Genomic DNA, 23923 nt, shown 5'->3' with positions numbered 1-23923 from the left:
GAATGAAATGAAATTGACCAGATTGCTGACCACTGCCGCGGCGGCGGCGCTCTTTGCGCTTCCGGCCCTCGCCACTGAACTGAAGATCGGCCTGCAGGACGATGCCGACGTGCTCGATCCGGCGCAGTCGCGCACCTTCGTCGGCCGTATCGTCTATACCGCGATGTGCGACAAGCTCGTGGATGTCTCGCCCGACCTGAAGATCGTGCCGCAGCTTGCGACCGAATGGAACTGGTCGGCCGACGGCAAGGAACTCATCATGAAGCTTCGCCAGGGCGTGAAGTTCCAGGACGAGACGCCTTTCAATGCCGAAGCCGTCGTCGCCACCATCGAACGCAACATGACCCTGCCGGAATCGCGCCGCAAGAGCGAGCTGGCCTCCGTCCAGAAGGTCGAGGCGACAGGCGAATATGAAGTCAAGTTCACGCTGAAGGCGCCTGACGTTACCCTGCTCGCCCAGCTGTCCGATCGCGCCGGCATGATCGTTTCGCCCAAGGCGGCCAAGGAACTCGGCGCCAAGTTCGGCGATCATCCGGTCTGCGCCGGCCCCTTCAAATTCGTCGAGCGTGTGCAGCAGGATCGCATCGTGCTGGAAAAGTTCCAGGACTACTGGAACAAGGACAATGTCTTTATCGACAAGATCACCTATCTGCCGATCCCGGATTCGACCGTGCGCCTCGCCAACCTGCGCTCCGGCGATCTCGACATGATCGAGCGGCTGGCTGCGACCGACGCCGAGACGGTCAAGAGCGATCCGAACCTCGTCTACAAGGATGTCGTCAATACCGGCTGGCTTGGCATCTACGCCAATGTCGGCAATGGCGCGCGCGCCGATAACCCGATCGGCAAGGACAAGCGCCTGCGCCAGGCCTTCTCGCTGGCTATCGACCGCGACGCCGCCATGCAGATCGTCTTCGAAGGCACCGGCGTTGCCGGCAACCAGCCCTTCCCGCCGAGCAGCCCCTGGTTCGACAAGGATGTCCCGGTTCCCGCGCGTGATATCGAGAAGGCCAAGGCCCTGGTCAAGGCTGCAGGCTTCGACCGTATTCCGGTTGAAATGCAGGTTCCGAACAGCCCGGTCACGATGCAGATGATGCAGATCATCCAGTCCATGGTCGCCGAAGCAGGCTTCGACCTCACCCTGAAGGCAACGGAATTCGCCACCCTGCTCAACGAGCAGACCGCCGGCAACTATCAGCTCAGCCGGTCCGACTGGTCCGGCCGCGTCGATCCCGACGGCAATATCCAGCAGTTCGTCACCTGCAACGCCGGCCTTAACGACAGCAAATATTGCAATGCCGACGTCGACAAGCTGCTCAACGAAGCGCGCCAGTCTCCGGACGACGCCGTGCGCAAGCAGAAGTATGATGCCGCGACCGCCATCCTGAATGACGACCTGCCGATCATCTTTCTCGGCCACCAGTCCTGGATCTGGGCGCTGCACAAGAACATCACCGGCTTCGTTGCTTCGCCCGACGGCATGATCCGCCTCGTCGGCGTGAAGAAGGAAGGCTGATAGCCCAACACGTGAGGGACGTGGCGAACTTCGCCGCGTCCCGCTGATGCTATCGGAGCGCCCATGTACAGGTTCATCGCCAAGCGGCTGCTGGTCGCCATTCCAACCCTGCTGATCATTTCGATCTTCGTCTTCTCGCTGCAGAAGCTCCTGCCGGGCGATCCGGTCCTGGCCATGGCCGGGGAAGAGCGCGATCCACAGGTGCTGGAATTCCTGCGGGAAAAATATCACCTCAACGATCCCGTCCCCTACCAGTATGTCTACTGGCTGGGCTCGGCGCTGCGGGGCGACCTCGGCATTTCGCTGCGCACGAACCAACCCGTTCTCGACCTCGTCGCCGAAAAGCTGCCGGTCACGATCCAGCTGGCGATCATGTCGATGATCTTCGCCTTCATCATCGGCGTACCGATGGGCATTCTGGCGGCGGTCAAGAAGAACACTGTCATTGACTACCTTGCCAACCTCATCGCCCTTTCGGGCCTGTCGATCCCGAATTTCTGGCTCGGCATCATGCTGATCCTGCTGGTCTCGGTAAATCTCGGCTGGCTTCCGGCCTCGGGCTACGAACCGTTCTTCTCCAATCCGCTGCGCTCGATAGAGACCATGCTGATGCCGTCCTTCGTGCTTGGCAACGCGCTCGCCGCCACGCTGATGCGCCACACCCGCTCGGCCATGCTCAGCGTCTTGAGCGCCGATTATATCCGCACCGCCCGCGCCAAGGGACTGTCGGAAAGTTCCGTGGTGCTGGAACACAGCTTCCGCAATGCCGTGCTGCCGATCGTCACGCTGAGTGCCCTGCTCTTCGGCGAACTGCTTGCCGGCGCCGTCCTCACCGAGCAGATCTTCACGATTCCGGGCTTCGGAAAGCTCATCGTCGATGCCGTCTTCAATCGCGACTATGCCGTGGTCCAGGGCGTCGTCATCTGCACGGCAATCGGCTTCATTCTGATGAACCTTGTCGCCGACGTGCTCTACGTCCTCCTGAACCCGCGTATGAGGGCTTCGTTATGACCGCCATCGATCAAGTCGCAGCCGCACCTGTCGCCTCGTCCGAGCAGCGTGCACCGAGCCGCGCCTGGCGCAAGCTCAGGGCCAACAAGGGCGCACTCGTCGGCCTCGCCATCATCGCCTTCTTCGCCATTCTCGCGATCATCGCGCCGCTCCTGCCGCTGCCCGATCCGAACGCCACGAGCTGGTCGGCGATCCGCAAGGCGCCGTCGGCCGCCCATTGGCTCGGCACTGACGATATCGGCCGCGATATCCTCTCGCGTATGATCTGGGGCGCCCAGGCCTCGCTGATGGCCGGCGTCTTCTCGGTGGCGATCGCGGTCGTCATCGGCGTGCCTTTCGGGCTGGTTTCAGGCTATTTCGGCGGCTGGGTCGACATGGTCATCTCCCGCATCACCGAAGCCTTCCTGGCGATGCCCTTCCTGATCACCGCGATTGCGCTCGCAGCCTTCCTCGGCCCAAGCCTCACCAATGCGATGATCGCGATCGGACTGTCGGCCATGCCGATCTTCGTGCGGCTGACGCGCGGCCAGGTGTTGGCCGTCAAGACCGAGGAATATATCGAAGGTGCGCGCTCCATCGGTCTTCGCCACTTCAGCATCATCACCCGTTACATCCTGCCGAACGTGCTCGCGCCGATCCTCGTGCAGGCGACCTTGACGATCGCGACCGCCATCATCGCCGAGGCAAGCCTTTCCTTCCTCGGCCTCGGCCAGCAGCCGCCCGCACCGAGCTGGGGCTCGATGCTGAACGTCGCCAAGAATTTTCTGAGCCAGGCGCCGTGGATGGCAATGTGGCCGGGCATTGCCATCTTCCTCGTCGTTATCGGTTTCAATCTATTGGGCGACGGCCTGCGCGATGCGCTCGATCCGCGCGAAGCATGACCTTTCGAAAGGACATATGAAATGACCACATTCACGACCCGCCCCGAAATTCTGGGCACATTCGGCGTCGTTACCTCAACGCACTGGATCGCGTCCGCTGTCGGCATGAGCATTCTCGAAAAGGGCGGCAACGCCTTCGATGCAGCGGTTGCCACCGGCTTCACCCTGCAGGTCCTGGAGCCACACCTTGTCGGCCCCGGCGGCGACATGCCGGCAATCATCTATTCGAAGAAGAAGGACAAGGTCGAGGTCATCTGCGCGCAAGGCCCGGCCCCGGCGGGCGCCACCATCGAGCACTACACGGACGAAGGCCTGAAACTGATCCCCGGCGACGGGCTGCTCGCAACCGTCATCCCCGGCTCCTTCGACGGCTGGATGCTGATGCTGCGGGACTATGGCAGGCTGAGCGTGCGCGACGTGCTGGAGCCGGCAATCTATTATGCCGAAAGCGGCCATCCGCTGCTGCCGCGCGTTTCCGCCACCATCAAGGGGCTTGCCGAATTCTTCCAGAAGGAATGGCCGACCTCCTACGAGACATGGGTGCCGGGCGGTTCCGTTCCCGAACCGAACTCGCGCTTCAAGAACCCGGTACTGGCCGAAACCTGGAAGCGCATCATTTCCGAAGCGGAGGCAAAGCAGGGCCGCGAGGCGCAGATCGAAGCCGCCCGTGACGCTTTCTATCGCGGCTTCGTCGCCGAAAAGATCGCGAACTATCTGAAGACTGCCGAAGTGATGGATGCGAGCGGCAGCCGCCACAAGGCGGTGCTGACGGCAGACGACATGGCAAACTGGTCGGCCACGATCGAAGAGCCGCAGACCTACGACTATCACGGCTGGACCGTCGCCAAGATCGGCCCCTGGGGACAGGGTCCGGTTTTCCTGCAGACGCTGTCGATCCTGAAGGATATGGACATCGCCGCGATGGCGCCCGACGGTGCCGATTTCGTCCACACCGTCACCGAAGCCATGAAGCTCGCCTTCGCTGACCGCGAAATCTACTATGGCGATCCCAAATTCGCCGATGTGCCGCTCGATCGGCTTCTGTCAGACAGCTACGCCGCCGCCCGCCGCAAGCTGATATCAGGCGAAGCGTCCCTTGACCTGCGCCCCGGGAAACTGCCGGGCTTCGAACAGCAGTATGACGCGACGATGCAAATGCTCGGCGCCGATTCCAAGACCGGCGCCGTCTACGAGCCGACCATGGCGCATCTGACGGAAAAGCGCGGCGACACTGTTCATATCGACGTCATCGACCGCGAAGGCAACATGGTTTCGGTCACACCCTCGGGGGGCTGGCTGCAGTCCTCGCCGATCGTTCCGGGCCTCGGCTTCTGCCTGAATTCGCGCGCCCAGATGTTCTGGCTCAAACCGGGCCTGCCGACCTCTCTCGCTCCCGGCAAGCGCCCGCGCACGACGCTGACGCCCTCGCTCGCGCTCTACGAGGGCCGCCCCACGCTCGCCTTCGGCACTCCGGGCGGCGACCAGCAGGAACAGTGGCAGCTTTCCTTCTTCCTGCGTTACGTGCACCACGGGATGAACCTGCAGGCGGCCATCGACCAGCCGCTCTTCCACACCTCGCATTTCCCCGGCTCCTTCTACCCCCGCACGCGCGAGCCGGGCGGCCTGATGGCGGAAGGCAATTTCAGCGCCGCCGTGCTCGACGACTTGCGCGCCCGCGGCCACAGGCTGACCGTCTCCGAACCCTGGACCATTGGCCGCCTGACCGCAGCGCGCCGCGATGCCGACGGCCTGTTGCGTGCCGCGGCAACGCCGCGCCTCATGCAGGCCTATGCGGTCGGGAGGTAGGCATGACCTGGTCCATCGTTGCCCGCGATCCCGACACCGGCTACCTCGGCATTGCCGTCGCCACCCGCTTCTTTGCGGTTGGCGGCCTGGTGCCGCATATTCGCGGCGGCATCGGCGCGGTCGCGACCCAGGCCTTCGTCAGCCCGCTCTACGGCACCGACGGACTGGCTCTGTTGGCCGCCGGCAAGGCGCCGGACGATATCATTATCGAACTGACCGCTCGCGATGCCGGCCGCGACCAGCGCCAGCTGCACCTGATTGACGGCAAGGGCCGCAACGCAGCCTTTACCGGCGCAAGATGCATAGACTGGGCCGGCCACCTGCTCGATGATAATGTCTCGGTCGCCGGCAATATGCTGGCCGGCCCCAATGTCGTTGCCGAAACGCTTGCCACCTACAAGAAGGCGATGGACAAGCCCTTCATCGAGCGCCTGCTCGAAGCCATGCAGGCCGGCGAAGATGCCGGCGGCGACAAACGTGGCAGACAATCCGCAGCCCTCCTCGTCCATCGCGATCAGGACTATCCCTGGCTCAGCATCCGTGCCGACGACCATCCCGATCCGCTCGCCGAACTGCGCCGGCTCTATGCGGTGGCACAGGAGCGTTACATGCACGTGGCCGAAACCATGGCGACGAAGGCCAATCCGAACGGGATGATTGACAGGCGCGAGATCGATGAAAAGATCGCAGCGCTGGAGGCGGCGCGTGTTGCGGAGGGGCGCCCGTCGGCCTCCTTCGCCACACCTTTGAAGACCTGAAAGCCCGATCACCAGGCGCAAGACAACAAGGGAACGACATGACCGATCAGCCTGCAGCATCCATCTCTCCGGTTCTTTCCGTCCGGAACCTGACGACCTCGTTTCTCGCTGACGGCGAATGGAAATCCGTCGTCCGCAACGTCTCCTTCAATGTCATGCCGGGCGAAACGGTCGCGATCGTTGGTGAAAGCGGGTCCGGCAAGAGCGTCACTTCGCTTTCCATCATGCGCCTGCTCGCCAAAGGCTCGAGCCGCGTCGAAGGCAGCATCAGGCTCAATGGCCGCGATATCCTTTCGCTTTCCGACAAGGAGATGCGGGCAGTACGCGGCAAGGATGCGGCGATGATCTTTCAGGAGCCGATGACCAGCCTGAATCCGATCTTCACCATCGGCAGGCAGATTTCCGAGGCGCTCACCTGCCACGGCGACATCAGCAAGGCTGACGCGCGCGCCGAAACCATCCGCCTTCTGGAGAAGGTGCGCATCCCCAACGCCGCGTCCCGGTTCGACGAATATCCGCACCAGTTCTCCGGCGGCATGCGCCAGCGTGTGATGATCGCGATGGCACTCGCCTCGAGGCCGAAACTGTTGATCGCCGACGAACCGACCACCGCGCTCGACGTCACCATCCAGGGCCAGATCCTCGACCTCATCAAGATACTGCAGGAAGAAGAGGGCATGTCCGTTCTCTTCATCACCCACGACATGGGTGTTGTCGCCGAGATCGCCGACCGCACGATTGTCATGTATCGCGGCGAGGCCGTCGAAACCGGCACGACCGACGACATTTTCAACCGTGGCAAACATCCCTATACGCGCGCCCTGCTTTCTGCCGTGCCGCGCCTCGGCTCGATGGACGGCCGCAAGTGGCCGTTGCGCTTCCCCGTTGTCGATACGGCAACCGACGAGCGGCGAGAGCCGGCGGAGGTCGCCGAAACCGTCGACCGTCGCAAGACACCGATCCTCGAAGTGAAGAACCTTGTGACCCGTTTCGACATTCGCGGCGGTCTCTTCGGCCGCAGGACCGGCGCCATCCATGCCGTGGAGGACGTTTCCTTCGACCTCTTCCAGGGCGAGACGCTGGCGCTCGTCGGCGAATCCGGCTGCGGCAAGTCCACGACCGGCCGGTCGATTACCCGTCTCGTGCAGCCGAACGCCGGCTCCGTCAGCCTCGACGGCTATGACGTGCTGAACCTCGATGCGATCAGCTTGCGCAATATGCGCCGCAGCATCCAGATGATCTTCCAGGACCCCTTCGCCAGCCTCAATCCGCGCATGACGGTCGGTGCGGCCGTCGCCGAACCTTTCACCGAACATGGACTTGGCACCCGCGCGCAGGCGCGGGACAAGGCGGCCGACCTGCTCGAACGCGTCGGCCTGAAGCCGGATATGATGAAGCGCTACCCGCATGAATTCTCCGGCGGCCAGCGCCAGCGCATCTGCATTGCCCGCGCCCTTGCTCTCGACCCGAAGGTCATCGTCGCCGATGAAAGCGTCTCGGCTCTCGACGTCTCGATCAAGGCGCAGGTCTGCAACCTGCTGATGGACCTGCAGCAGAGCCTGAATCTCGCCTTCCTGTTCATCTCCCATGACATGGCGGTCGTCGAACGTGTCAGCCACCGTGTTGCTGTCATGTATCTCGGCGAGATCGTCGAGATCGGCCCGCGCGAAGAGCTGTTCCGCAATCCGCAGCACCCCTACACCAAAAAGCTGATGGCAGCCGTCCCCGTACCCGACCCCGCGCGCCGCGGCATCCGCCGCAACCTCGGCACCGACGAGCTGAAAAGCCCTGTCCGTCCGGTGGGTTACGTCCCGCCGAAACGCCAGTATCGCGAAGTCGCGGCCGGCCATCTGGTCCGGATGGAGGAAGCCGCCTGAATTAGTCCGGGCGGTCTAGGCGGCTGCCCGAAGAGGGCAGGTAAAAGCAGGAAATGGACCGCCCCTGGAGGATGCTATGTAATCCGTTTTGCTGCATCGCTTATATTATTTATTCCAGATATTATTTCACTGAGAATTATTAACGCCAATGGCGGCCGTTTGTGTTCTCTTATCCCTACGAATCAAAAAGGTTTGATTTGCGTGGGGGCAGCCACCATGTTGAACCATGGGGCGATAGAACAGTTGGGCAGGAGCACATGCTGCAACGGATTGAAGACATTGATGCCGCGCTAGTCGACAGGCTGCAGCATTCAGCGTTCAAATATTTCCTGAAATATTCCAATCCTGAAAACGGCCTTGTACCGGACACGTCGATCCCGGGCGTCCCGGCCAGCATTGCCGCAGTCGGCTTCGGGCTTTCCTCCTATCCGGTTGGCGTCGAGCGCGGCTGGATCAGCCGCGAAGAGGCCGCCGAGCGTGTGTTCAATACGCTGCATTTCTTCGCCAACGCCAAGCAGGGCACGGAACGCCACGCGACCGGGCATCGCGGCTTCTTCTACCACTTCCTGCACGTGGACACCGGCAATCGCGCCTGGAACAGCGAACTTTCGACCATCGATACCGCTCTGCTCGTCGCCGGCATCCTGACCGCCGCACAATATTTCGACGGCGAAGATCAGACCGAAACCGAGATCCGCGCGCTCGCGAAATTCATCTATGAGCGCATCGACTGGCGCTGGGCGCTGAACAAGGGCGATTGCATCTCGATGGGCTGGAAGCCGTCTTCCGGCTTCCTGCGCTGGCGCTATCACGGCTTCGACGAGGCGATCATCCTCTACACGCTCGCACTGGCTTCGCCGACGCACCCGATCCCGCAGTCGTCCTACGATGCCTTCACGGCAAGCTATTCGTGGATGATCTTCAACGAGCAACCCTATCTCTACGCCGGCCCGCTCTTCATCCATCTCTTCTCCCATGCCTGGATCGACTTCCGCGGCATCCAGGACAAGCCGATGCTCGAGCGGAACTGGGATTATTTCCGCAACACGCAGGTCGTCATCAACGTCCAGCGCGATTATGCCGAACGCAACCCCGGCCAGTTCGTCGGCTACAGCAAGGATATCTGGGGCTTTACCGCCTGCGATGGTCCGCCGCCGACGCGGCGCATGCGCGGCGGCCGCAGCCCGAAAGTGCTGGGTTATGCTGCACGTGGCGCTCCGCTCGGTCCTGATGACGGCACGATCGCGCCCTGGGCGGCCCTTGCCTGCCTGCCTTACGACCGGCAGGCCGCTATCGACGGCACCAAGGCACTGCTGACCACCTATCCGAACCTGCTGCTGGAAGGCGGCTTCCCTGGCGGCTTCAACCCGACAGTCCAGACCAAGCGGCCGGAAGGCTGGGTCGACGACCGCACCGTCGCCATCGATCAGGGCCTTCTCGTCATGACCGTCGAGAACGACCGTTCCGACTTCATCTGGAAGCTGATGCGCAAGAACCCGATCATTCGCCTCGGCCTCGAGCGGGCCGGCTTCACCGGCGGCTGGCTGGCCGGCGAGGAATCGGAAGAACTGGCTCTGAAGGCAGGCTAAGCAATTCCAGCAAAAGCGTGCAGCGGTTTTGCGTGCGGAATTGCGTTAAACAAAAGAAAGAGCATTTTCGGGTTTCGAGGAAAAACGGAAATACGCTGACCCTACCGCACAAAGACATGTGCTTTGCCGGCGATATCGAGGCGGACAAGATCGCCCCGCGCCGGCAATGCGACGCTTGAGGTCTTGATCAGGATCGGCGGAAGGGCGACAGCCGCAAGCGACACCGCCACCGTGCAGGTCGCACCACCAAATTCCACGTCTACGACACGCCCGCCATATTTCGCGTTGGCCTCGTCGACGACGACGCGGATCTGCTCCGGCCGCAGCATGATTTCCGCCTTGCCCTGATGGGCTCCTTCGACCGGCACGTTGCCGAGCGCGCAATCGGCAAAACCATTCTTGATGATCGCCGGCAGCATCACGGCATCGCCAAGGAAAAGGGCGGTCTCGCGATCCCTCGGCTTGAGGTAGAGCGTCTGCGGCGTTCCGGCCTGCACCAGTTTCCCTTCGCGCAGCACCGCCACCTGATCGGCAAAGGACAGCGCTTCACCCTGGTCATGGGTAACGAGAACGGCCGTGATACCCGCCGCCTGCAGCACGCGGGCGACCGCCTTGCGCATGTTCTCCCTGAGCCCCGTATCCAATGCCGAAAACGGCTCGTCGAGCAGCATCAGGCGCGGCCGGCGGCCGAGCGCACGGGCAAGCGCCACACGCTGCTGCTGACCGCCCGAAAGCTGGTGCGGGCGGCGATCCAGCATGCTGTTTTCCAGCTCCACCATCTCGAGAAGCTCGCGAATGCGCCTTTCGCGATCCGGCGCACCACGCTCGAAGCCGAAGCCGATATTTTCTGCGACACTCAGATGCGGAAAAAGGGCACCATCCTGGGAAACGATGCCGATGCCGCGCTTATGAGCGGGCACGCAGGCCGGACCGTCGGCCAGCACTTCGCCATCCAGCGTCACGCGGCCGGCATCAGGCTGTTCGAAGCCGGCAATGATGCGCAAGAGCGTCGTCTTGCCGGAACCGGAGGGACCGACGATAGCAGTGCGGCTACCCGCCTGCACTTCAAGCGAGATATCCTTCAGCGCCTGAACCGTGCCGTAGCGCTTGCTGATAGTATCGATCGTAAGCAGCGTCATTGGCCGGCAGTCCGTTTCGATTGGGCATAGAGCATGAGGGTAAGCGGGAACGACAGCACGACCATCATCAACGCGTAAGGCGCCGCAGAGACATAGTCGATCTCGCTCGTCAGCGACCAGAATTTCGTCGCCAGCGTATCGACACCGTTCGGCGACAGCATCAGCGTCGCCGTCAATTCATTGGTGATGCCGAGCGCGACAAGCGCCACGCTGGCGGCGGCTCCCGGTGCCGCCAGCCGCATGGTGATCTGCCTGACCGCCTGTCCGGGCGTACGGCCAAGCCCCATCGCCGCCCGCTCCAGTTCGACGGGCGCCTGCGCGATGCTGGCGCGCAGGCCGACCATTGCGCGCGGCAGGAAGAGCAGCACATAGGCGACGAGCAGCGTCGCGAAGGTCTGGTAGAGCGGCAGGACGAGGCGAACGGTAATCGAAACCAGCGCCAGCGCCACAACGACGCCCGGCAGCGAACCGACATAATAGTGGCAGGCCTCAAGGATACGCTGAAGGCGGCCCGGCGCACGCACCGACAGCCAGGCCATGGGGGCCGCAACGATCGTCGTCAGCACACCGCCGGCAAGAGCAAGGACAATGGTCTGCACGAAGGCGCTCACCAGGTCGATGCGCCAGATGCCGAGCCCGCCGAGATAGAGCCAGCGCCCGAGTGTCACCAGCGGCACGCCGAGCGTCAGTACCGCAAGGGCGATCGGCAGCGCTACGGCGGGCACCACGAACCAGCCGAGCCGGCGGCGATCGGCAGGACGCGCCGAACCGGAGCCGACACGCGCATAACGCTCGGTACCGCGCAGCAGGATCTCGACGCCGAGCAGGAACAGGCAGCAGGCGACGAGCACGCCGCCGAGCATGTTGGAAGCCGGGCTGTTATAGGAAGACTGGAACTGATCGACGATCGCGGTTGCAAACGTGTCGAAGCGGATCATCACGAACAACCCGTATTCCGACAGCAGGTGCAACGCAATCAGCAGCGAGCCGCCGCAAATCGCAAGGCGAAGCTGCGGCAGGATCGTGCGGAAGAACACGCGCCACGGATCGAGCCCAAGTGAGGCGGCGGCATCCTCGATTGCCGGGTCGAACCGGCGCAGTGCCGCAGCAACCGGCAGATAGAGGAAGGGGTAATAGGCAAGCACCGAAACGAAGACGCCGCTCTGCAGCCCGCGCATGCCCGGAAGCAGGCTCACCCAGGCATAGGAATGGACAAAGGCCGGCACGGCAAGCGGCGCGATGGCGAGCCATGCCCAGAGCCGCGCGAAGGGAATGTCCGTACGTTCCGTCAGCCAGGCGAGCGTGACGGCAAGGACGATCGACAGCGGAATGGTGATCGATTCCAGAAGCACCGTATTGACGAGAAGCTCGCCGACGCGCGGGCGGAAGACCAGCGTCTTCACCGTTTCCCAGCCCACATCGTAAGTCACCCAGGCGATGAAGCCGAACGGCACGAGGCTGAAGATCGCCACAACGGACGCGAGGAGAACGACGGAAGCGTGCGGCATGCGTCCACGCGGCAAAACCAGTCGCGTGGCCCTGGGTGCCACCGGCGCCCTATTGCCGGATGCAAGCAATCTATTGTCCTGCAGCAAGGCCGATGCCTTCACACGCTGAAAAAGGAAGGCAACCGCCTTTCATGGCGGTTGCCGGATTTCGTCATGCCCTAAGGTTTTCTTGAGCCAAAAGCAATAGTTTTGGCGGGAAATAGCCTGCGGCAGAAAGGCTTAGATGAGGCCGGCGGCCGTCATCAGCTCCACGACCTTCTTGCTGTCCAGCGTCGAAGCTTCGACTTTCGGTGCGTCGAGATCGGCAAGCGGCGTGAGCTTGTCGTTGGAGGCCGCATCCTTGCCGATGGCATATTCATAGGAATCGCCGTCCTTGAGGATTGCCTGGCCCGCCTTGCTGGTAAGGAACTTCAGGAAGGCCTGGGCTTCCTTCATGTGCTGCGTGGACTTCAGGATACCGCCGCCCGAAACGGAAACGAAGGCACCCGGATCCTGGTTCTTGAAATAATGCAGGCCGACATTCTTGCTGTTTTCGCCGGTCTTCGCCTGATCGCCGAACCAGTAGTAGTGATAGATGATCGCGCCTTCGACCTCGCCGGCATTGACGGCCTTCATGGCAACGCTGTTGCCCTTGTAGGGGGTGGCGTTGTCCTTGAGGCCCTTCAGCCATGCCTTGGTCGCATCCTCGCCCTTCAGCTGCAGCAGGGCTGCCACGATGGCCTGGAAGTCGGCACCGGCCGGAGCCGCACCCCAGCGGCCCTTCCAGGCCGGGTCCTGAAGGTCGAGCATCGACTTCGGCAGCTTGTCCTCGGAAAGCTTCGTCTTGTCATAGGCAAAAACAGTCGTGCGGGCGGCAATGCCGGTCCACATGCCGTCGGCGGGGCGATACTGCTCCGGAACCTGATCCAGCGTATCCTTCTCGATCGGCGCAAACAGGCCGGCGCCGTCGACCAGCGTCATGGCCGGCGAGTTTTCGGTCAGGAACACGTCCGCAGGTGAGGCGTCGCCTTCCTGGATGATCTGGTTGGCGAACTGCATGTCGCTGCCCTGGCGCATGGTGACCTTGATACCGGTCTCCTTGGTGAAGGCATCGATCCATTCACGGCCGAGGCTTTCGTGCTGGGCGTTGTAAACGACAATGCCTTCGGACTCCTGCGCATTGGCGCTGCCTGCAAGCGCGGTGGCGGCAAGAAGCGAAGCGACAAGCGCGAACGCGCCGGAAAGACGGTTAAGAGCAATTTTCATGATGGCCTCCGTAGCGATGTCACCCGAATTCCCCAGGGGTGATGGCAGCCGTATATTTTTGTTGACTGATTACTTCAAGTTTCAACGGCAAAATAGGCATCACATTATCTTGACTCAATTTTTCATCTTGGCGGGAATAAATCCAGATTTCGCCAAAAAAGGCGACGTTCCGGGAACGCCGCCTTCAACAATTTTGTTGCCTGTCTTACTCGACGTCGAACTTGACGCCCTGCGCCAGCGGCAGGGTCCGGCCGTAATTGACGGTGTTGGTGGAACGCCGCATATAGGCCTTCCAGGCGTCCGAACCGGATTCGCGACCGCCGCCGGTTTCCTTCTCGCCGCCGAAGGCGCCGCCGATTTCGGCGCCGGAAGGGCCGATATTGACGTTGGCGATCCCGCAATCCGAACCGCGCGAGGAGAGGAAGGTCTCGGCCTCACGCATGTTGTTGGTGAAGATCGACGACGACAGGCCCTGCGGCACGGCATTATGCAGCTCCAGCACGGCGTCGAAATCACTGTATTTGATGACATAGAGGATCGGCGCGAAGGTTTCGTGCTCGACCGGGCCGGTCTGCTCCGGCATTTCGACGAGAGCCGGGCGAACATAGAAGGCTTCCGCCGACCCGTTCTCGACCCGCTCGCCACCGACGACGGTGCCGCCGGCAGCCTTGGCCTGGCCTAGGGCCGCCTGCATTTTCTCGAAGGCCTGCCCGTCGATCAGCGGCCCGACCAGCGTGCCGGCTTCCAGCGGATTGCCGATCGTGACCGACCCGTAGGCCTTCTTCAGACGCGGCACGAGCTGGTCATAGACGCTCTCATGCACGAAAAGACGGCGCAGCGTCGTGCAGCGCTGACCGGCCGTGCCCATGGCCGCGAAGGCAACGCCGCGCAACGTCAGGTCAAGATCGGCGGTCGGGCAGACGATAGCGGCATTGTTGCCGCCGAGTTCCAGGATAGCGCGGGCAAAACGCTGGGACAGGCGCGGGCCGACGGCACGGCCCATGGCGGTGGAGCCGGTAGCGGAAACGAGCGGGATCTTCGGATGATCGACAAGCACTTCGCCGATCTCGCGGCCGCCGATCAAAAGCGTCGAGAGATTGGCCGGCGCAGAGCCGCCTTCGGCAACGAACCGCTTCAGCGCCTTCTCGAACAGCGCCTGCACGGCAAGGGCGGTCAGCGGCGTCTTTTCGGAAGGCTTCCAGACGGTGGAATTGCCGCAGACGATGGCGAGTGCCGCATTCCACGACCAGACGGCGACCGGAAAGTTGAAGGCCGAGATGATGCCGATGGCGCCAAGCGGATGCCAGCTTTCCATCATGCGGTGCTCGGCACGCTCCGTGGCGATGGTCAGGCCGTAGAGCTGGCGGGAAAGGCCGACCGCGAAATCGCAGATATCGATCATTTCCTGCACTTCACCGAGGCCTTCGGAGGTGATCTTGCCGACTTCGATCGAGACCAGCCGGCCGAGTGCCGTCTTGGAGGCGCGCAATTCTTCGCCGAGCAGGCGCACCAGCTCGCCGCGCTTCGGCGCCGGAACCGCCCGCCATTCGAGGAAGGCCTTATGCGCCGCGTCGATCGCCGCCTTGGCATCCGCGACGGAATGTTCCTTCAGCTTGCCGATTTCCTTGCCCGTGATCGGTGAGGTGACGGAAAGCGTGCCGCCGCCATAGCTCCTGGCATCGACGCCGAGATCGGCAAGCAGCTTGGCGGTTTCGGTGGCGAGATCGAGGACGGCGATGTTCATTGTCTTGGTTCCAGTCTTGTTGTTCTCAGAAACGGGCATCGGCGAAATGGGCGACCTGAGCGCCGGCTTCGTACCACAATTCCTTAAGCCCGCGGAAGCTCGGCTCACGGGGGTCGGTCAGCGGCAAGGGCAGATCCGCCTCGGCCATGTGGCCAAGAATATGCTGCGCCAAAGTGCGGCCGAATACCGTGCCGGGCGCGATCCCGCGGCCATTATAGCCCGAAAACCCGATGACGTTGGGCGCGAATTTGTGGAAGCGCGGCAGGGCATTGTCGGTCATGCCGATCTGCCCGTACCACTCGCATTCGAAATCGACATCGCCGATCTCGGGAAAGAGCCGCTTCAGCGCGCGTTTGGCCCAGCCCTTGTGCACGGAAAGGCCGGTATTGCGCAGCGCCCCGACACTGCCGAAGACGAGCCGGCCCGCCTGATCCATGCGGAAGGAGGAAAGGATTTCCTTCGTGTCCCACACGCCTTCGCGATTGGGCAGGATCGACCGGCGCAGATTGTGGCCGAGCGGCACGGTGGCGAAGTTGAAATAGGGCAGGAATACCTGTTCGTTGCGCACCAGCTCCCAGGGGCCGGTGCTGTAGGCATCGGTCGCCACGACAATCCAGTCGGCGCTCACCTGTCCGCGCGCCGTCTTCACCACCCAGCGGCTGCCTTGCCGCTCGGTTGCAATGACGGGGCTTGCGGTGTGCAGCACGACGCCCGCCTTCTGCGCGGCATGGGCAAGCCCGCGCGCATAGGCCAGCGGCTGCAGCGTGCCGGCCCGCATGTCGAGCAGCGACCCGGCATAGGCATTCGTCCCGATACGCTTTGCCGTCTCGTTCGCATCCAGAAGCGTGACCGGCGCGCCCCGCGCCGACCACTGCTTGTAACGCTCCTCGACTTCCTTCAGCCCATCGGCGCCAACCGCGCAATGCAGCGTGCCCTGCTTCTCCAGCTCGCAGGCGATACCGTGCTTTTCGATCAGGTCCATCACCAGCCGTGGCGCGTTGCCGAGCAGGTCGAGCAGTCGCTCGCCATAAACAGGACCGAGAACACCCGGCAAATCGTCGGGCATGACCCACATGCCGGCATTGATGAGGCCGACATTGCGACCGGCTCCGCCGAAGCCGATTTCCTTGGCTTCGAGCAGCACGACCCGCGATCCGGCCTCTGCCAGATGCAGCCCCGAGGAAAGGCCGGTATAGCCACCGCCGACGATGACGACATCGGCCTCTGCAACGCCTTCCAGCGCGGATGTACGCGGCGGCTGAGGAGCGGTCTTTTCCCACAGGCCGTGGGAGCGCGGATCATTGAGCATCGGACAGTCCAGTCAGGATCGAATTCGGCACTCTAACGCCACTCCCGCACCGGCGGAAGCGGCCAAATATCAGGCCACGGTCTTCAGCTTCAGGCCGGAAAGGCCAAGCTCTTCCATCGCCGTTTCAAGCGAGGCGGTTTGCAGCGCGCCATAGAGCGCGAGTTCGTCCTGCACGTCGGCGCCAAGCGCTGCCTCGAAGGCGGCGCGGTTGGAGCGCGTCGCGTAATTCTGCTGCTGGTCCGTGCCGAGATTCGACTGGAAGATACCGGCCGCGCTGACCGGCAGGAAATCCTCGTAGACGATAGGATCGAAACGCAGATAACCCCTGGCAATCAGGACGTCCGGATCGGATGGCAGCTGCCCCTTTGCTGCGATTCCTTGGGGCGTGGCCGAATAGCGGAAGAAGGCAAGCCCTTCGCGCCTGAGTTCCTCCCAGCTGTCCGGCAGCGCCTTGAACCGTTCGGCAAGCTCGGCATCGTAATCGCCGGCCTTGGCACCGGATGCGCCGACCTGCACTTCGCCGCGCACCGAGGCGAGCAACTGGTCGTAGAGCGCCCGGCCCCTGGCCGTCAGTGCCACGCCACGTTGTTCGATTTCGCCGAAACGGGCGGTATGCGTGCCTGATGTCGTCCCGGTCGCGCCGGAAAAAGCGATCGGCTCTTCCAGAGCCTTGAAGCTCGTCTGCCGCAGCAGGATATCGCAATTGCGCCGCGGCGGGCCTTCGATGACGGCCTTGGGTGCAATGCCGCGTTCCGGCATGCGCCGCTGCACCTCGTCGATATCGAGCGTGCGGGGCGTCAGGTGGTTGATATGCGGCCCTTTGAAGCTGACGACATCGGCGATGAGGCGATGCGCATCATGCAGGCGTTTGTAGGTCTCGGCGCTAACGGTCGCCGCACCATGCCAGCGGAAGGTTTCCAGTGCCTCGGCGACGAATTCCGTCGCCTCCGCCTCCGTCAGCCCGCCGGCCTTCTCATACTGCTCGATGAGGGCGATGGCGCGCGGCGTGTAGATCTGCCGCTTGGCGAGAACGGCCGCGGCTTCGGCGCGCAACGCCTGATCCTCGATCAGCTCCAGCCGCAGAAGCGAGGTGAAGACACGGAACGGATTGACGTTCAGCGCCGCTTCCTCGACCGGCCTGAAGCAGGTGGAATGCACGGGGACGCCGGCCACCGAGAGGTCGTAATAGCCGACCGGCCGCATGCCCATCACGGCAAAGAGGCGGCGGATGGTGAAAAGCTCTGCGGCCGTTCCAAGACGGATTGCGCCATGGCGCTCGACATCGATGCGCTCGAGTTCGCCTGCACGCCGAAGTCGCTCGCTGAGTTCCTGGTCTTTCGCGAGGACTTCGGCGTTGACCTCCCCCACAAGCTCGATCAGCGTGCCGTATTGCGGCACTTCCGTCCGGTACATCTGCGACATGGCTTCCGTAAAGAGCGAACGGATGCGGTCGGTCGAGACGAAAGCGCCGGGCATGGGGGAACTCCGCGTTCATTCCAATTTTGCAGGATGAAGTTCTTTACAAGCGCGCTCATCCCATGAATATCGACGTTTCGGAAATAGTTCATTCTGATATGGAATGATTATGCTTGCACCCAGGCGTTTTTTGCCGTCGACGTCCCATCTGGCCGCCTTCGAGGCGGTCGCCCGCAACGGCAGCGTAACGGCAGCCGCGCGAGAACTCGACCTGACGCAGAGCGCCGTCAGCCGCCAGATCAAGGCACTGGAGGAGCAGCTCGGCGTCGAACTTTTCCTGCGCGAGCGCCAGACGGTGCGGCTTACCCTTGCCGGCGATGCCTATGCGCGGGAAATCCGCGAGGCGCTGCGGCGCATCTCCAGCGCTTCGCTGAACCTGCGCGCCAACCCGCACGGCGGCACGCTGAACCTGGCCATTCTGCCGACCTTCGGTACGCGCTGGCTGGCGCCGCGCCTCGGCCGCTTCCTTTCCGCCAATCCGGGTGTGACGATCAATCTCGTCACCCGGCTGTCCTCCTTCGATTTCCGCCTCGATTCCATCGATGCCGCCATCCATTTCGGCCATCCCCACTGGCCGGGTGCGGAACTCGCCTTCCTGATGTCGGAACGCACGCTGCCCGCCTGCAGCCCGGATTTCCTGAAGCGCAATGCGATCTCCCGGCCGGAAGACCTGCTGACGGTGCCGCTCCTGCATCTGACGACCCGCCCGGACGCCTGGGAACGCTGGTTTGCCGACAATGGCGTCGCCTTCGAAAGCGTACACGGCATGCTGTTCGACCAGTTTGCCACGGCAGCGCAGGCGGCGATCGCCGGCCTTGGCATTGCCCTGCTGCCGACTTTCCTCATGCAGGAGGAACTCAAGCGCGGCGATCTCGTGGCCGCCATCGACAGGGAGACGGAAAGCCGCGAGCGCTACTATCTCGCCTTTCCGCCGGAACGCGCCGACTACGCCCCGCTTGCCGCCTTCCGCGACTGGATCGTCACAGAGGCCCGTTCGGGTTCTGAAACGTAAGGAAGGCTTGCATCGCGGCGGCGGTTTCGATCATTATGCGCGCCATCAGAATTCGATGCAGGAAATTCCCATGAAGCCGATCTTCGTCCAGCTCCAGTGCGCCCCGGGCAAGACCTACGAAGTTGCCGACGCCATCTACAAGACCGAACTGGTCTCGGAGCTCTACTCGACATCAGGCAATTACGACCTGCTGCTCAAGGTCTACATCGAAGAGGGCCAGGATATCGGCAAGTTCATCAACGACAACATCGCCAACATCCCCGGCATCGTTCGTTCCCTGACGACATTGACCTTCAAGGCGTTCTGAACCGGTTAACCCTTTAGCTAATAAACCCGGCCCCGAAACGCCCTTATAAACTGCGCCTTAAGCACGGTCATGGCTGATAATTCCCACAAAAAACAGGTGGGAAATGTCCGTCTCCATGATAGAGACCCTTCAAAACAGGGCGCAGCCAAAAGCTGCCCCCCTCATCGTGCATATCGTCCGGCAATTCCTGCCGAACCGCGGCGGGATGGAAGATGTGGTCGCCAATCTCGCGCGCCAGACGTTGAAACGCGGATTTCGCGTTCGCGTCGTCACGCTCGATTCTCTTTTTGTGGCTCCGGAAAACAGGCTTCCGGCACGCGAAACGATTGACGGCATCGACGTCGTCCGTATCCCCTGGTCCGGCAGCAGCCGCTATCCGCTGGCGCCGCAGGTCTTTCGCCATATCGGCGATGCCGACCTCATCCATGTTCATGCCATAGACTTCTTTTTCGACGCACTTGCCTGGGGCAGCTTCCTGCACCGCAAGCCGATGGTCGTGACCACCCATGGCGGCTTCTTTCACACGAAGAAATACCTTGTCATCAAGAAGGTCTGGTTCACGACGCTGACGCGGCTCTCGGCAATGGCCTATCGGCAGGTCGTCTGCTGCAGCGCGTCCGACCTCAACCAGTTCATCCGGATCGTTCCTGACGGCATTACCATCGAAAATGGCGCCGACATCGGCAAGTTTGCCGACGTTGCCTCGCGCCAGCCCGAAAGGCGCATCGTCACGATCGGGCGCTTCTCCGTGAACAAGCGACTCGATCACCTGCTGGATACCGCAGCCGTGCTCGTCAAACGCCATCCCGGCTGGCATCTCGATATCGTCGGCGCCGAATCCGATCTCAATGCCGCCGATCTCAGGCGTGAAATCGCCGAACGGTCGCTGCAGGACGCCGTCACGCTCGCAATCTCGCCCGACAACCAGGCGATCCGCGACATCATTGCCAGGGCGTCTCTCTTTGCTTCCGCCTCGGAATATGAAGGTTTCGGCCTCGTCGCGCTTGAAGCGATGAGTGCCGGCCTGCTGCCGGTCCTGAATGCCAACGACGCCTATCGGTCGTTGGCTGGACGCCACGAGGCGATCGTCCTTGCCGACTTCACGCGACCGGACGCAGCCGCGAGCGCGATCGAAGAAGCCTATCAGAAGGTTGCCGCCGAGGGCCTGGCCCTGCGCAGGAGCCTCATGAAAGCCGCAAACGCCTATTCCTGGGATGCGGTCGCAGAGCGCTATATCGACCTTTATCGGTCAATCGGGATCATCGCCTAGAACAGTTCCGCTTTCTTCAAGCCGCGGAAGCGCTCCATCTCCGTCTTTTCATGGGATTCCAGACGCAGGGCGCACGGCAGGTCTGCTGGCGTGATCCGGAAGATCAGGAAATCTCAGGCCTTCGCCAGCCGGACGATCTCGTCCAGCACCAGCTTGCGCGATTCCGGCGGCGTCAGGTTGTGATCGGCGTCCTGCAGCATCACCAGCCGCACATTCGGATGCCGGGCAAACTTGTGACCGCGTGGACCGAAATGGAAGTACATGTGGTCGAGGCCGACATCGCCTTCGCTGTAGATCAGCGTCAGCGGCACCTTGCGTCTGCCGAGCACCGCGAAAGACTGGCGCACCTGGCGTGCGACGTGGCGGCGGCCCGGGATAAGCTCGACGAGCGGCGCAATACGCGGCGACAGCCGGCGCCCGACTGCAATGAAGATATTCTGCAGGGCTGCGATCACATCGACCTCGCCACGGAACAGCCGCTTGACCGTGTCGAGCCGCATCATCCGCTGGCCGTAATCGTCGACGCTTCGCGGGACGGAGACGACATGCTCGCGCCGCACCGGCATCTCGGGGTCCCAGTAGTAGACGAAGGGATTGATGGAAACGATCGCCTTCAGCCGCTCATCCTCGATGCCTGCGCGCAGCGCCACATAACCGCCGCTGCAGCGGCCCGCAACCATGATCGGTCCGGCCACGAAGCTTTCCAGGAGATCGAGCGAGGCGAGCGCATCTTCCGTCTGCGTCGCGGAATAGAGAACTTGCTCGGGCGCATCCGGGCGCGGAACGCTGTCGCCGACATTGGCGGAATCGAAACGCAGGGAAACGACGCCCTGACGCGCAAGCTCACGCGCCATATCGACGGTCGTGCGACCCCAACCGGCATGCCGGTCATAGGCCGTCGACATGAAGAGCACGGCATTGCCCTTGATCTCGCCCCGAGGCCGGCTGACGACACCGATGAGATGCTGGAAAGCGCCGAAACGAACGGGGATTTCCTCAAAACCGTCACCGACGAGCGGCGGGTTTTCGATCGCCTGGGCCGAGTGCCCGGCAGACGCTGCAAACGTCGTCGTTTCGACGAGCCATTCGCTGAGCAATTTGACGACCGCCATCGGCGTCTTGGCAAAGAGCGGGTTGGTGACCAGCTCGTCGTAACCTTCGAAGACGCGCTGCTCGACATTGCCGCCAAGCGCCTTCAGGGCATCGGCGAAGGCCGTGTCGTCGGCCCGAACCGGGCGTTCGAGGATGAGGTAGTTCGGCGCCCCCAGGCCCTGCGGCGAGCTTATGTTGAGCTTGCCGATTTCCGCTGCGATCGTGTCCGGCAGGGTCAGGCCCGCGATCTGGACCTGGGCGCTCGGCGCATGCTCCTTGCCGAGACCGAGGTCGGCATGGATGATCCGCGACCACATGTTGATTTCGCGCAGATGGCCTCTGCCGCTCAGAACCGGCGCGAGCAGAACGATGCTGTCGACGCCCTCGATCTCATGGCCGGTCAGGTGGGCAAGCGTGCCGCCGAGACCCTGGCCGACAAGAATGACCTGCGAGCAGCCGCTGAGCGCCTTCAGCCGCGCGGCGGCCGCGCCAATGCAATTCTTCCAGATTGCAAGGCTGGGTGTCTCGTCGCCGAAATCGAGCGCGTCACCCGTGCCCGTATAGTCGAAACGCAGGCTCGGCACGCCAATGTCGGAAAAATGCTCGGCTGCCACACGATAGAATTTCCGTGTGCACATTTCCTCGAAACCCCAGGGACTGACGAAGAGAACGGCAGCCGAACGTTTCGCCACGCCAGCCTTTTCCGGCATGAAGAGGCCGATCGTCCCGTCGAAGACAACAGGAAGAGCGGCCGCGCGGCCGGCGCCTTCTGCGGGCTCGCGCGAGAATTCTTCGTTGAGCGGCTTCTTCTCTTCCCCTTCTGGCGACGGGGTGATGAAATTGACCGCGCGCCTTGCCGGTCCCTGCAACAGCGCGGGCATCTTGTCGAGGATCGAGCGCAGCACGTGGATGTCTTCGGCCGGAACGGCACGAAGGACTTTCAGCGCAGCAAAATAGGCGAACGTGCCGGCGACGATCGCCACAACAAGACCGATCGGCCCCTGCGCAAGCTCGAGCGCAGCAATAGCGCCGCAAGCGCAGAATAGAGCGGCGACAAAAATCTTCGCAAGGCTGAGATATAGGCCGGAAAGCTGAGTTCCGAAGCCCGTTTGTCTGACCATCATTACCGACATCGCAACAAATACGGCTATGCGCACGAGCGCGGCACCCTCGGCAGCCAGACTAGGTACGATGAGTAAACAACCCACTACCATCAGGAGGCCACCTATCACACTGATTTTCAACCGCACATTGGCCTTCTCGATGGAAAGCAGGTATAGGCTGAGAACCTGCATGAACGTATAGGCCGGTGCGACGAGCGCAAGCAGGGCGACAACGCCGCCGCTTCGGTCGAAAGCTTCGCCGAAGACCACATGCACCAGTTGGCTGGAGATCGCCGCAAGGCCGAGGCTCATGGGCAGCACGATATAGGCCATGCTGCGGATAACAGCGGCAAAGGCTTCGACCGGGAATTTCAGATCGGCGCTGGTATGCCGCCGTTCCGAATAATAGGGCAGCAGGCTGCCGCTCATCTGGATCGGAAGCTGCAGCGCGATATTGGCAATCGACAGGCCCGCGGCATAGAAGCCGACCATTTCCACAGACCAGAACTGCTGCAGAAAAAGCAGCTCGATACGATTGAGGAAGATCGAATCGATGATGAATTGCATCGACAGGATTACCGAAGACGAGGCCAGGTATTTGAGGGAAACGCCGCAACGATCGCGCCGGGCAAAAAGAATGGGCAGGGTGGCGATGAAAAGCACGAGCTGGCCGAGCGCATAACCGACGAGCACACCCTCGACCCCGTAGAAGACCGCACCGACGGCCACGCCCGCAAGCTGGAAAACCGAGACGATCAGCGTCAGCTGGAAGAAAGTGCCGAGCCGCTTTTCACCGATGAGGTAGAATTTGACGAAAGAGCCGATTGCCTGAATGAAGAAGAGGACGCCCGTCACAAGCGCTACCGAGGGGGCGGTATCGGCCCAGTGCATTTCCTCCGATGTCAGGAAGAACAGGGCATAAAGCCCAAGCAAGACCAGCGTGGAGCAGACCATGAACGTGACCAGGATCGAGGCAAAGCCCCTCCGCTGATCGAGGCTGTAGCCCTGCGCCGAGAGCTGCGGCAGCGTCTTCAGAAGCGTGATGCTGGAGCCGAGTTCGGCAATCGAGGCACCGGTGACGACGAGCCAGAGCGAGAAGGCGACGATACCGTTGGCCTCAGGTCCGAGCAGGCGCGCGGTTATGATCGAGGACACGAACCCCGTTATCAGAAGCAACATCCCCGCTGCCGCATTCATCACTGAGTTTGCGATAATGCCCTTCGACATCCGTCCATCCACTGGGGGCCGCATCGCGGCCGAAAACAAGCCATCTCTAGAGT

17 protein-coding genes are annotated in these 23923 nt (G+C 62.5%); 10 read left to right on the top strand and 7 right to left on the bottom strand.

The window, feature by feature from the left end; genetic code table 11:
• The first annotated feature begins 7 nt into the window (after positions 1-7).
• The 7 genes from ACU8HS_RS10115 (at position 8) to ACU8HS_RS10085 (ending at position 9438) form a co-directional block, all read left to right on the top strand.
• On the top strand, positions 8-1516 hold the full coding sequence (locus ACU8HS_RS10115) for an ABC transporter substrate-binding protein (RefSeq protein WP_112702667.1): 1509 nt from the start codon (positions 8-10) through the stop codon (positions 1514-1516).
• A gap of 63 nt (positions 1517-1579) precedes the next feature.
• Positions 1580-2527, top strand: coding sequence for an ABC transporter permease (locus tag ACU8HS_RS10110; protein WP_112564441.1), 948 nt, complete (start codon positions 1580-1582; stop codon positions 2525-2527).
• Positions 2524-3408 carry an ABC transporter permease gene (locus ACU8HS_RS10105; protein WP_113413239.1) on the top strand — a complete coding sequence of 295 codons (885 nt, stop codon included), beginning with the start codon at positions 2524-2526 and terminating at the stop codon, positions 3406-3408. Before ACU8HS_RS10110 ends, ACU8HS_RS10105 begins: the two co-directional genes overlap by 4 nt.
• 21 nt (positions 3409-3429) lie before the next feature.
• A complete protein-coding gene (locus ACU8HS_RS10100) occupies positions 3430-5214 on the top strand; it encodes a gamma-glutamyltransferase family protein (RefSeq protein ID WP_113413238.1) in 1785 nt (594 codons plus the stop codon).
• 2 nt (positions 5215-5216) lie between these two features.
• Positions 5217-5972 carry a DUF1028 domain-containing protein gene (locus ACU8HS_RS10095; RefSeq protein ID WP_113413237.1) on the top strand — a complete coding sequence of 252 codons (756 nt, stop codon included), beginning with the start codon at positions 5217-5219 and terminating at the stop codon, positions 5970-5972.
• Positions 5973-6010: 38 nt separating this feature from the next.
• On the top strand, positions 6011-7849 hold the full coding sequence (locus ACU8HS_RS10090) for an ABC transporter ATP-binding protein (protein ID WP_447015835.1): 1839 nt from the start codon (positions 6011-6013) through the stop codon (positions 7847-7849).
• 257 nt (positions 7850-8106) lie between these two features.
• Positions 8107-9438: a glucoamylase family protein gene (locus ACU8HS_RS10085; protein ID WP_112564425.1), complete on the top strand. Its 1332-nt coding sequence runs from the start codon at positions 8107-8109 to the stop codon at positions 9436-9438.
• Positions 9439-9539: 101 nt separating this feature from the next.
• Here ACU8HS_RS10085 and ACU8HS_RS10080 read toward each other — a convergent pair whose 3' ends face one another.
• The 6 genes from ACU8HS_RS10080 to hglS all read right to left on the bottom strand — a co-directional run bounded on the left by ACU8HS_RS10080 (position 9540) and on the right by hglS (position 17859).
• A complete protein-coding gene (locus tag ACU8HS_RS10080) occupies positions 9540-10577 on the bottom strand; it encodes an ABC transporter ATP-binding protein (protein WP_447015834.1) in 1038 nt (345 codons plus the stop codon).
• Positions 10574-12154: an ABC transporter permease gene (locus ACU8HS_RS10075; protein ID WP_447015833.1), complete on the bottom strand. Its 1581-nt coding sequence runs from the start codon at positions 12152-12154 to the stop codon at positions 10574-10576. The genes ACU8HS_RS10080 and ACU8HS_RS10075 overlap by 4 nt, the downstream gene beginning before the upstream one ends.
• Positions 12155-12304: 150 nt before the next feature.
• Entirely contained in the window at positions 12305-13330 is a 1026-nt protein-coding gene (locus ACU8HS_RS10070; RefSeq protein ID WP_112564421.1) for an iron ABC transporter substrate-binding protein, read from the bottom strand.
• A 205-nt stretch (positions 13331-13535) separates the two neighbouring features.
• Complete coding sequence (gene amaB, locus ACU8HS_RS10065; RefSeq protein WP_112702676.1) at positions 13536-15074, bottom strand: L-piperidine-6-carboxylate dehydrogenase; 1539 nt, start codon at positions 15072-15074, stop codon at positions 13536-13538.
• A 25-nt stretch (positions 15075-15099) separates the two neighbouring features.
• Positions 15100-16383: an NAD(P)/FAD-dependent oxidoreductase gene (locus tag ACU8HS_RS10060; protein ID WP_113413235.1), complete on the bottom strand. Its 1284-nt coding sequence runs from the start codon at positions 16381-16383 to the stop codon at positions 15100-15102.
• Positions 16384-16452: 69 nt separating this feature from the next.
• On the bottom strand, positions 16453-17859 hold the full coding sequence (gene hglS, locus ACU8HS_RS10055) for a 2-oxoadipate dioxygenase/decarboxylase HglS (protein ID WP_447015832.1): 1407 nt from the start codon (positions 17857-17859) through the stop codon (positions 16453-16455).
• 103 nt (positions 17860-17962) lie between these two features.
• On the opposite strand from hglS, the gene ACU8HS_RS10050 reads away from it, so the two are divergent.
• The 3 genes from ACU8HS_RS10050 to ACU8HS_RS10040 all read left to right on the top strand — a co-directional run bounded on the left by ACU8HS_RS10050 (position 17963) and on the right by ACU8HS_RS10040 (position 20448).
• Positions 17963-18871 carry a LysR family transcriptional regulator gene (locus ACU8HS_RS10050; RefSeq protein WP_112702679.1) on the top strand — a complete coding sequence of 303 codons (909 nt, stop codon included), beginning with the start codon at positions 17963-17965 and terminating at the stop codon, positions 18869-18871.
• A gap of 70 nt (positions 18872-18941) precedes the next feature.
• Positions 18942-19178 (top strand): Lrp/AsnC ligand binding domain-containing protein, encoded by a 237-nt coding sequence (locus ACU8HS_RS10045; RefSeq protein ID WP_007825394.1) that lies wholly within the window; start codon positions 18942-18944, stop codon positions 19176-19178.
• Between the two features lie 103 nt (positions 19179-19281).
• A complete protein-coding gene (locus tag ACU8HS_RS10040; RefSeq protein ID WP_447015831.1) occupies positions 19282-20448 on the top strand; it encodes a glycosyltransferase family 4 protein in 1167 nt (388 codons plus the stop codon).
• Between the two features lie 113 nt (positions 20449-20561).
• Here ACU8HS_RS10040 and ACU8HS_RS10035 read toward each other — a convergent pair whose 3' ends face one another.
• Complete coding sequence (locus tag ACU8HS_RS10035) at positions 20562-23870, bottom strand: oligosaccharide flippase family protein (protein WP_447015830.1); 3309 nt, start codon at positions 23868-23870, stop codon at positions 20562-20564.
• Positions 23871-23923 lie beyond the last annotated feature (53 nt).

The organism is Rhizobium sp. KDH_Rht_773_N (assembly GCF_052946295.1).
This window is presented reverse-complemented; position numbering and strand designations above follow the sequence as displayed.

Coding starts and splice junctions, on each gene's coding strand:
- hglS (WP_447015832.1), bottom strand. CDS start 17,859: ATGCCCGGCGCTTTCGTCTCGACCGACCGCATCCGTTCGCTCTTTACG.
- ACU8HS_RS10085 (WP_112564425.1), top strand. CDS start 8,107: ATGCTGCAACGGATTGAAGACATTGATGCCGCGCTAGTCGACAGGCTG.
- ACU8HS_RS10060 (WP_113413235.1), bottom strand. CDS start 16,383: ATGCTCAATGATCCGCGCTCCCACGGCCTGTGGGAAAAGACCGCTCCT.
- ACU8HS_RS10115 (WP_112702667.1), top strand. CDS start 8: ATGAAATTGACCAGATTGCTGACCACTGCCGCGGCGGCGGCGCTCTTT.
- ACU8HS_RS10110 (WP_112564441.1), top strand. CDS start 1,580: ATGTACAGGTTCATCGCCAAGCGGCTGCTGGTCGCCATTCCAACCCTG.
- ACU8HS_RS10105 (WP_113413239.1), top strand. CDS start 2,524: ATGACCGCCATCGATCAAGTCGCAGCCGCACCTGTCGCCTCGTCCGAG.
- ACU8HS_RS10070 (WP_112564421.1), bottom strand. CDS start 13,330: ATGAAAATTGCTCTTAACCGTCTTTCCGGCGCGTTCGCGCTTGTCGCT.
- ACU8HS_RS10090 (WP_447015835.1), top strand. CDS start 6,011: ATGACCGATCAGCCTGCAGCATCCATCTCTCCGGTTCTTTCCGTCCGG.
- ACU8HS_RS10045 (WP_007825394.1), top strand. CDS start 18,942: ATGAAGCCGATCTTCGTCCAGCTCCAGTGCGCCCCGGGCAAGACCTAC.
- ACU8HS_RS10040 (WP_447015831.1), top strand. CDS start 19,282: ATGTCCGTCTCCATGATAGAGACCCTTCAAAACAGGGCGCAGCCAAAA.
- ACU8HS_RS10080 (WP_447015834.1), bottom strand. CDS start 10,577: ATGACGCTGCTTACGATCGATACTATCAGCAAGCGCTACGGCACGGTT.
- ACU8HS_RS10100 (WP_113413238.1), top strand. CDS start 3,430: ATGACCACATTCACGACCCGCCCCGAAATTCTGGGCACATTCGGCGTC.
- ACU8HS_RS10050 (WP_112702679.1), top strand. CDS start 17,963: ATGATTATGCTTGCACCCAGGCGTTTTTTGCCGTCGACGTCCCATCTG.
- ACU8HS_RS10095 (WP_113413237.1), top strand. CDS start 5,217: ATGACCTGGTCCATCGTTGCCCGCGATCCCGACACCGGCTACCTCGGC.
- ACU8HS_RS10035 (WP_447015830.1), bottom strand. CDS start 23,870: ATGTCGAAGGGCATTATCGCAAACTCAGTGATGAATGCGGCAGCGGGG.
- amaB (WP_112702676.1), bottom strand. CDS start 15,074: ATGAACATCGCCGTCCTCGATCTCGCCACCGAAACCGCCAAGCTGCTT.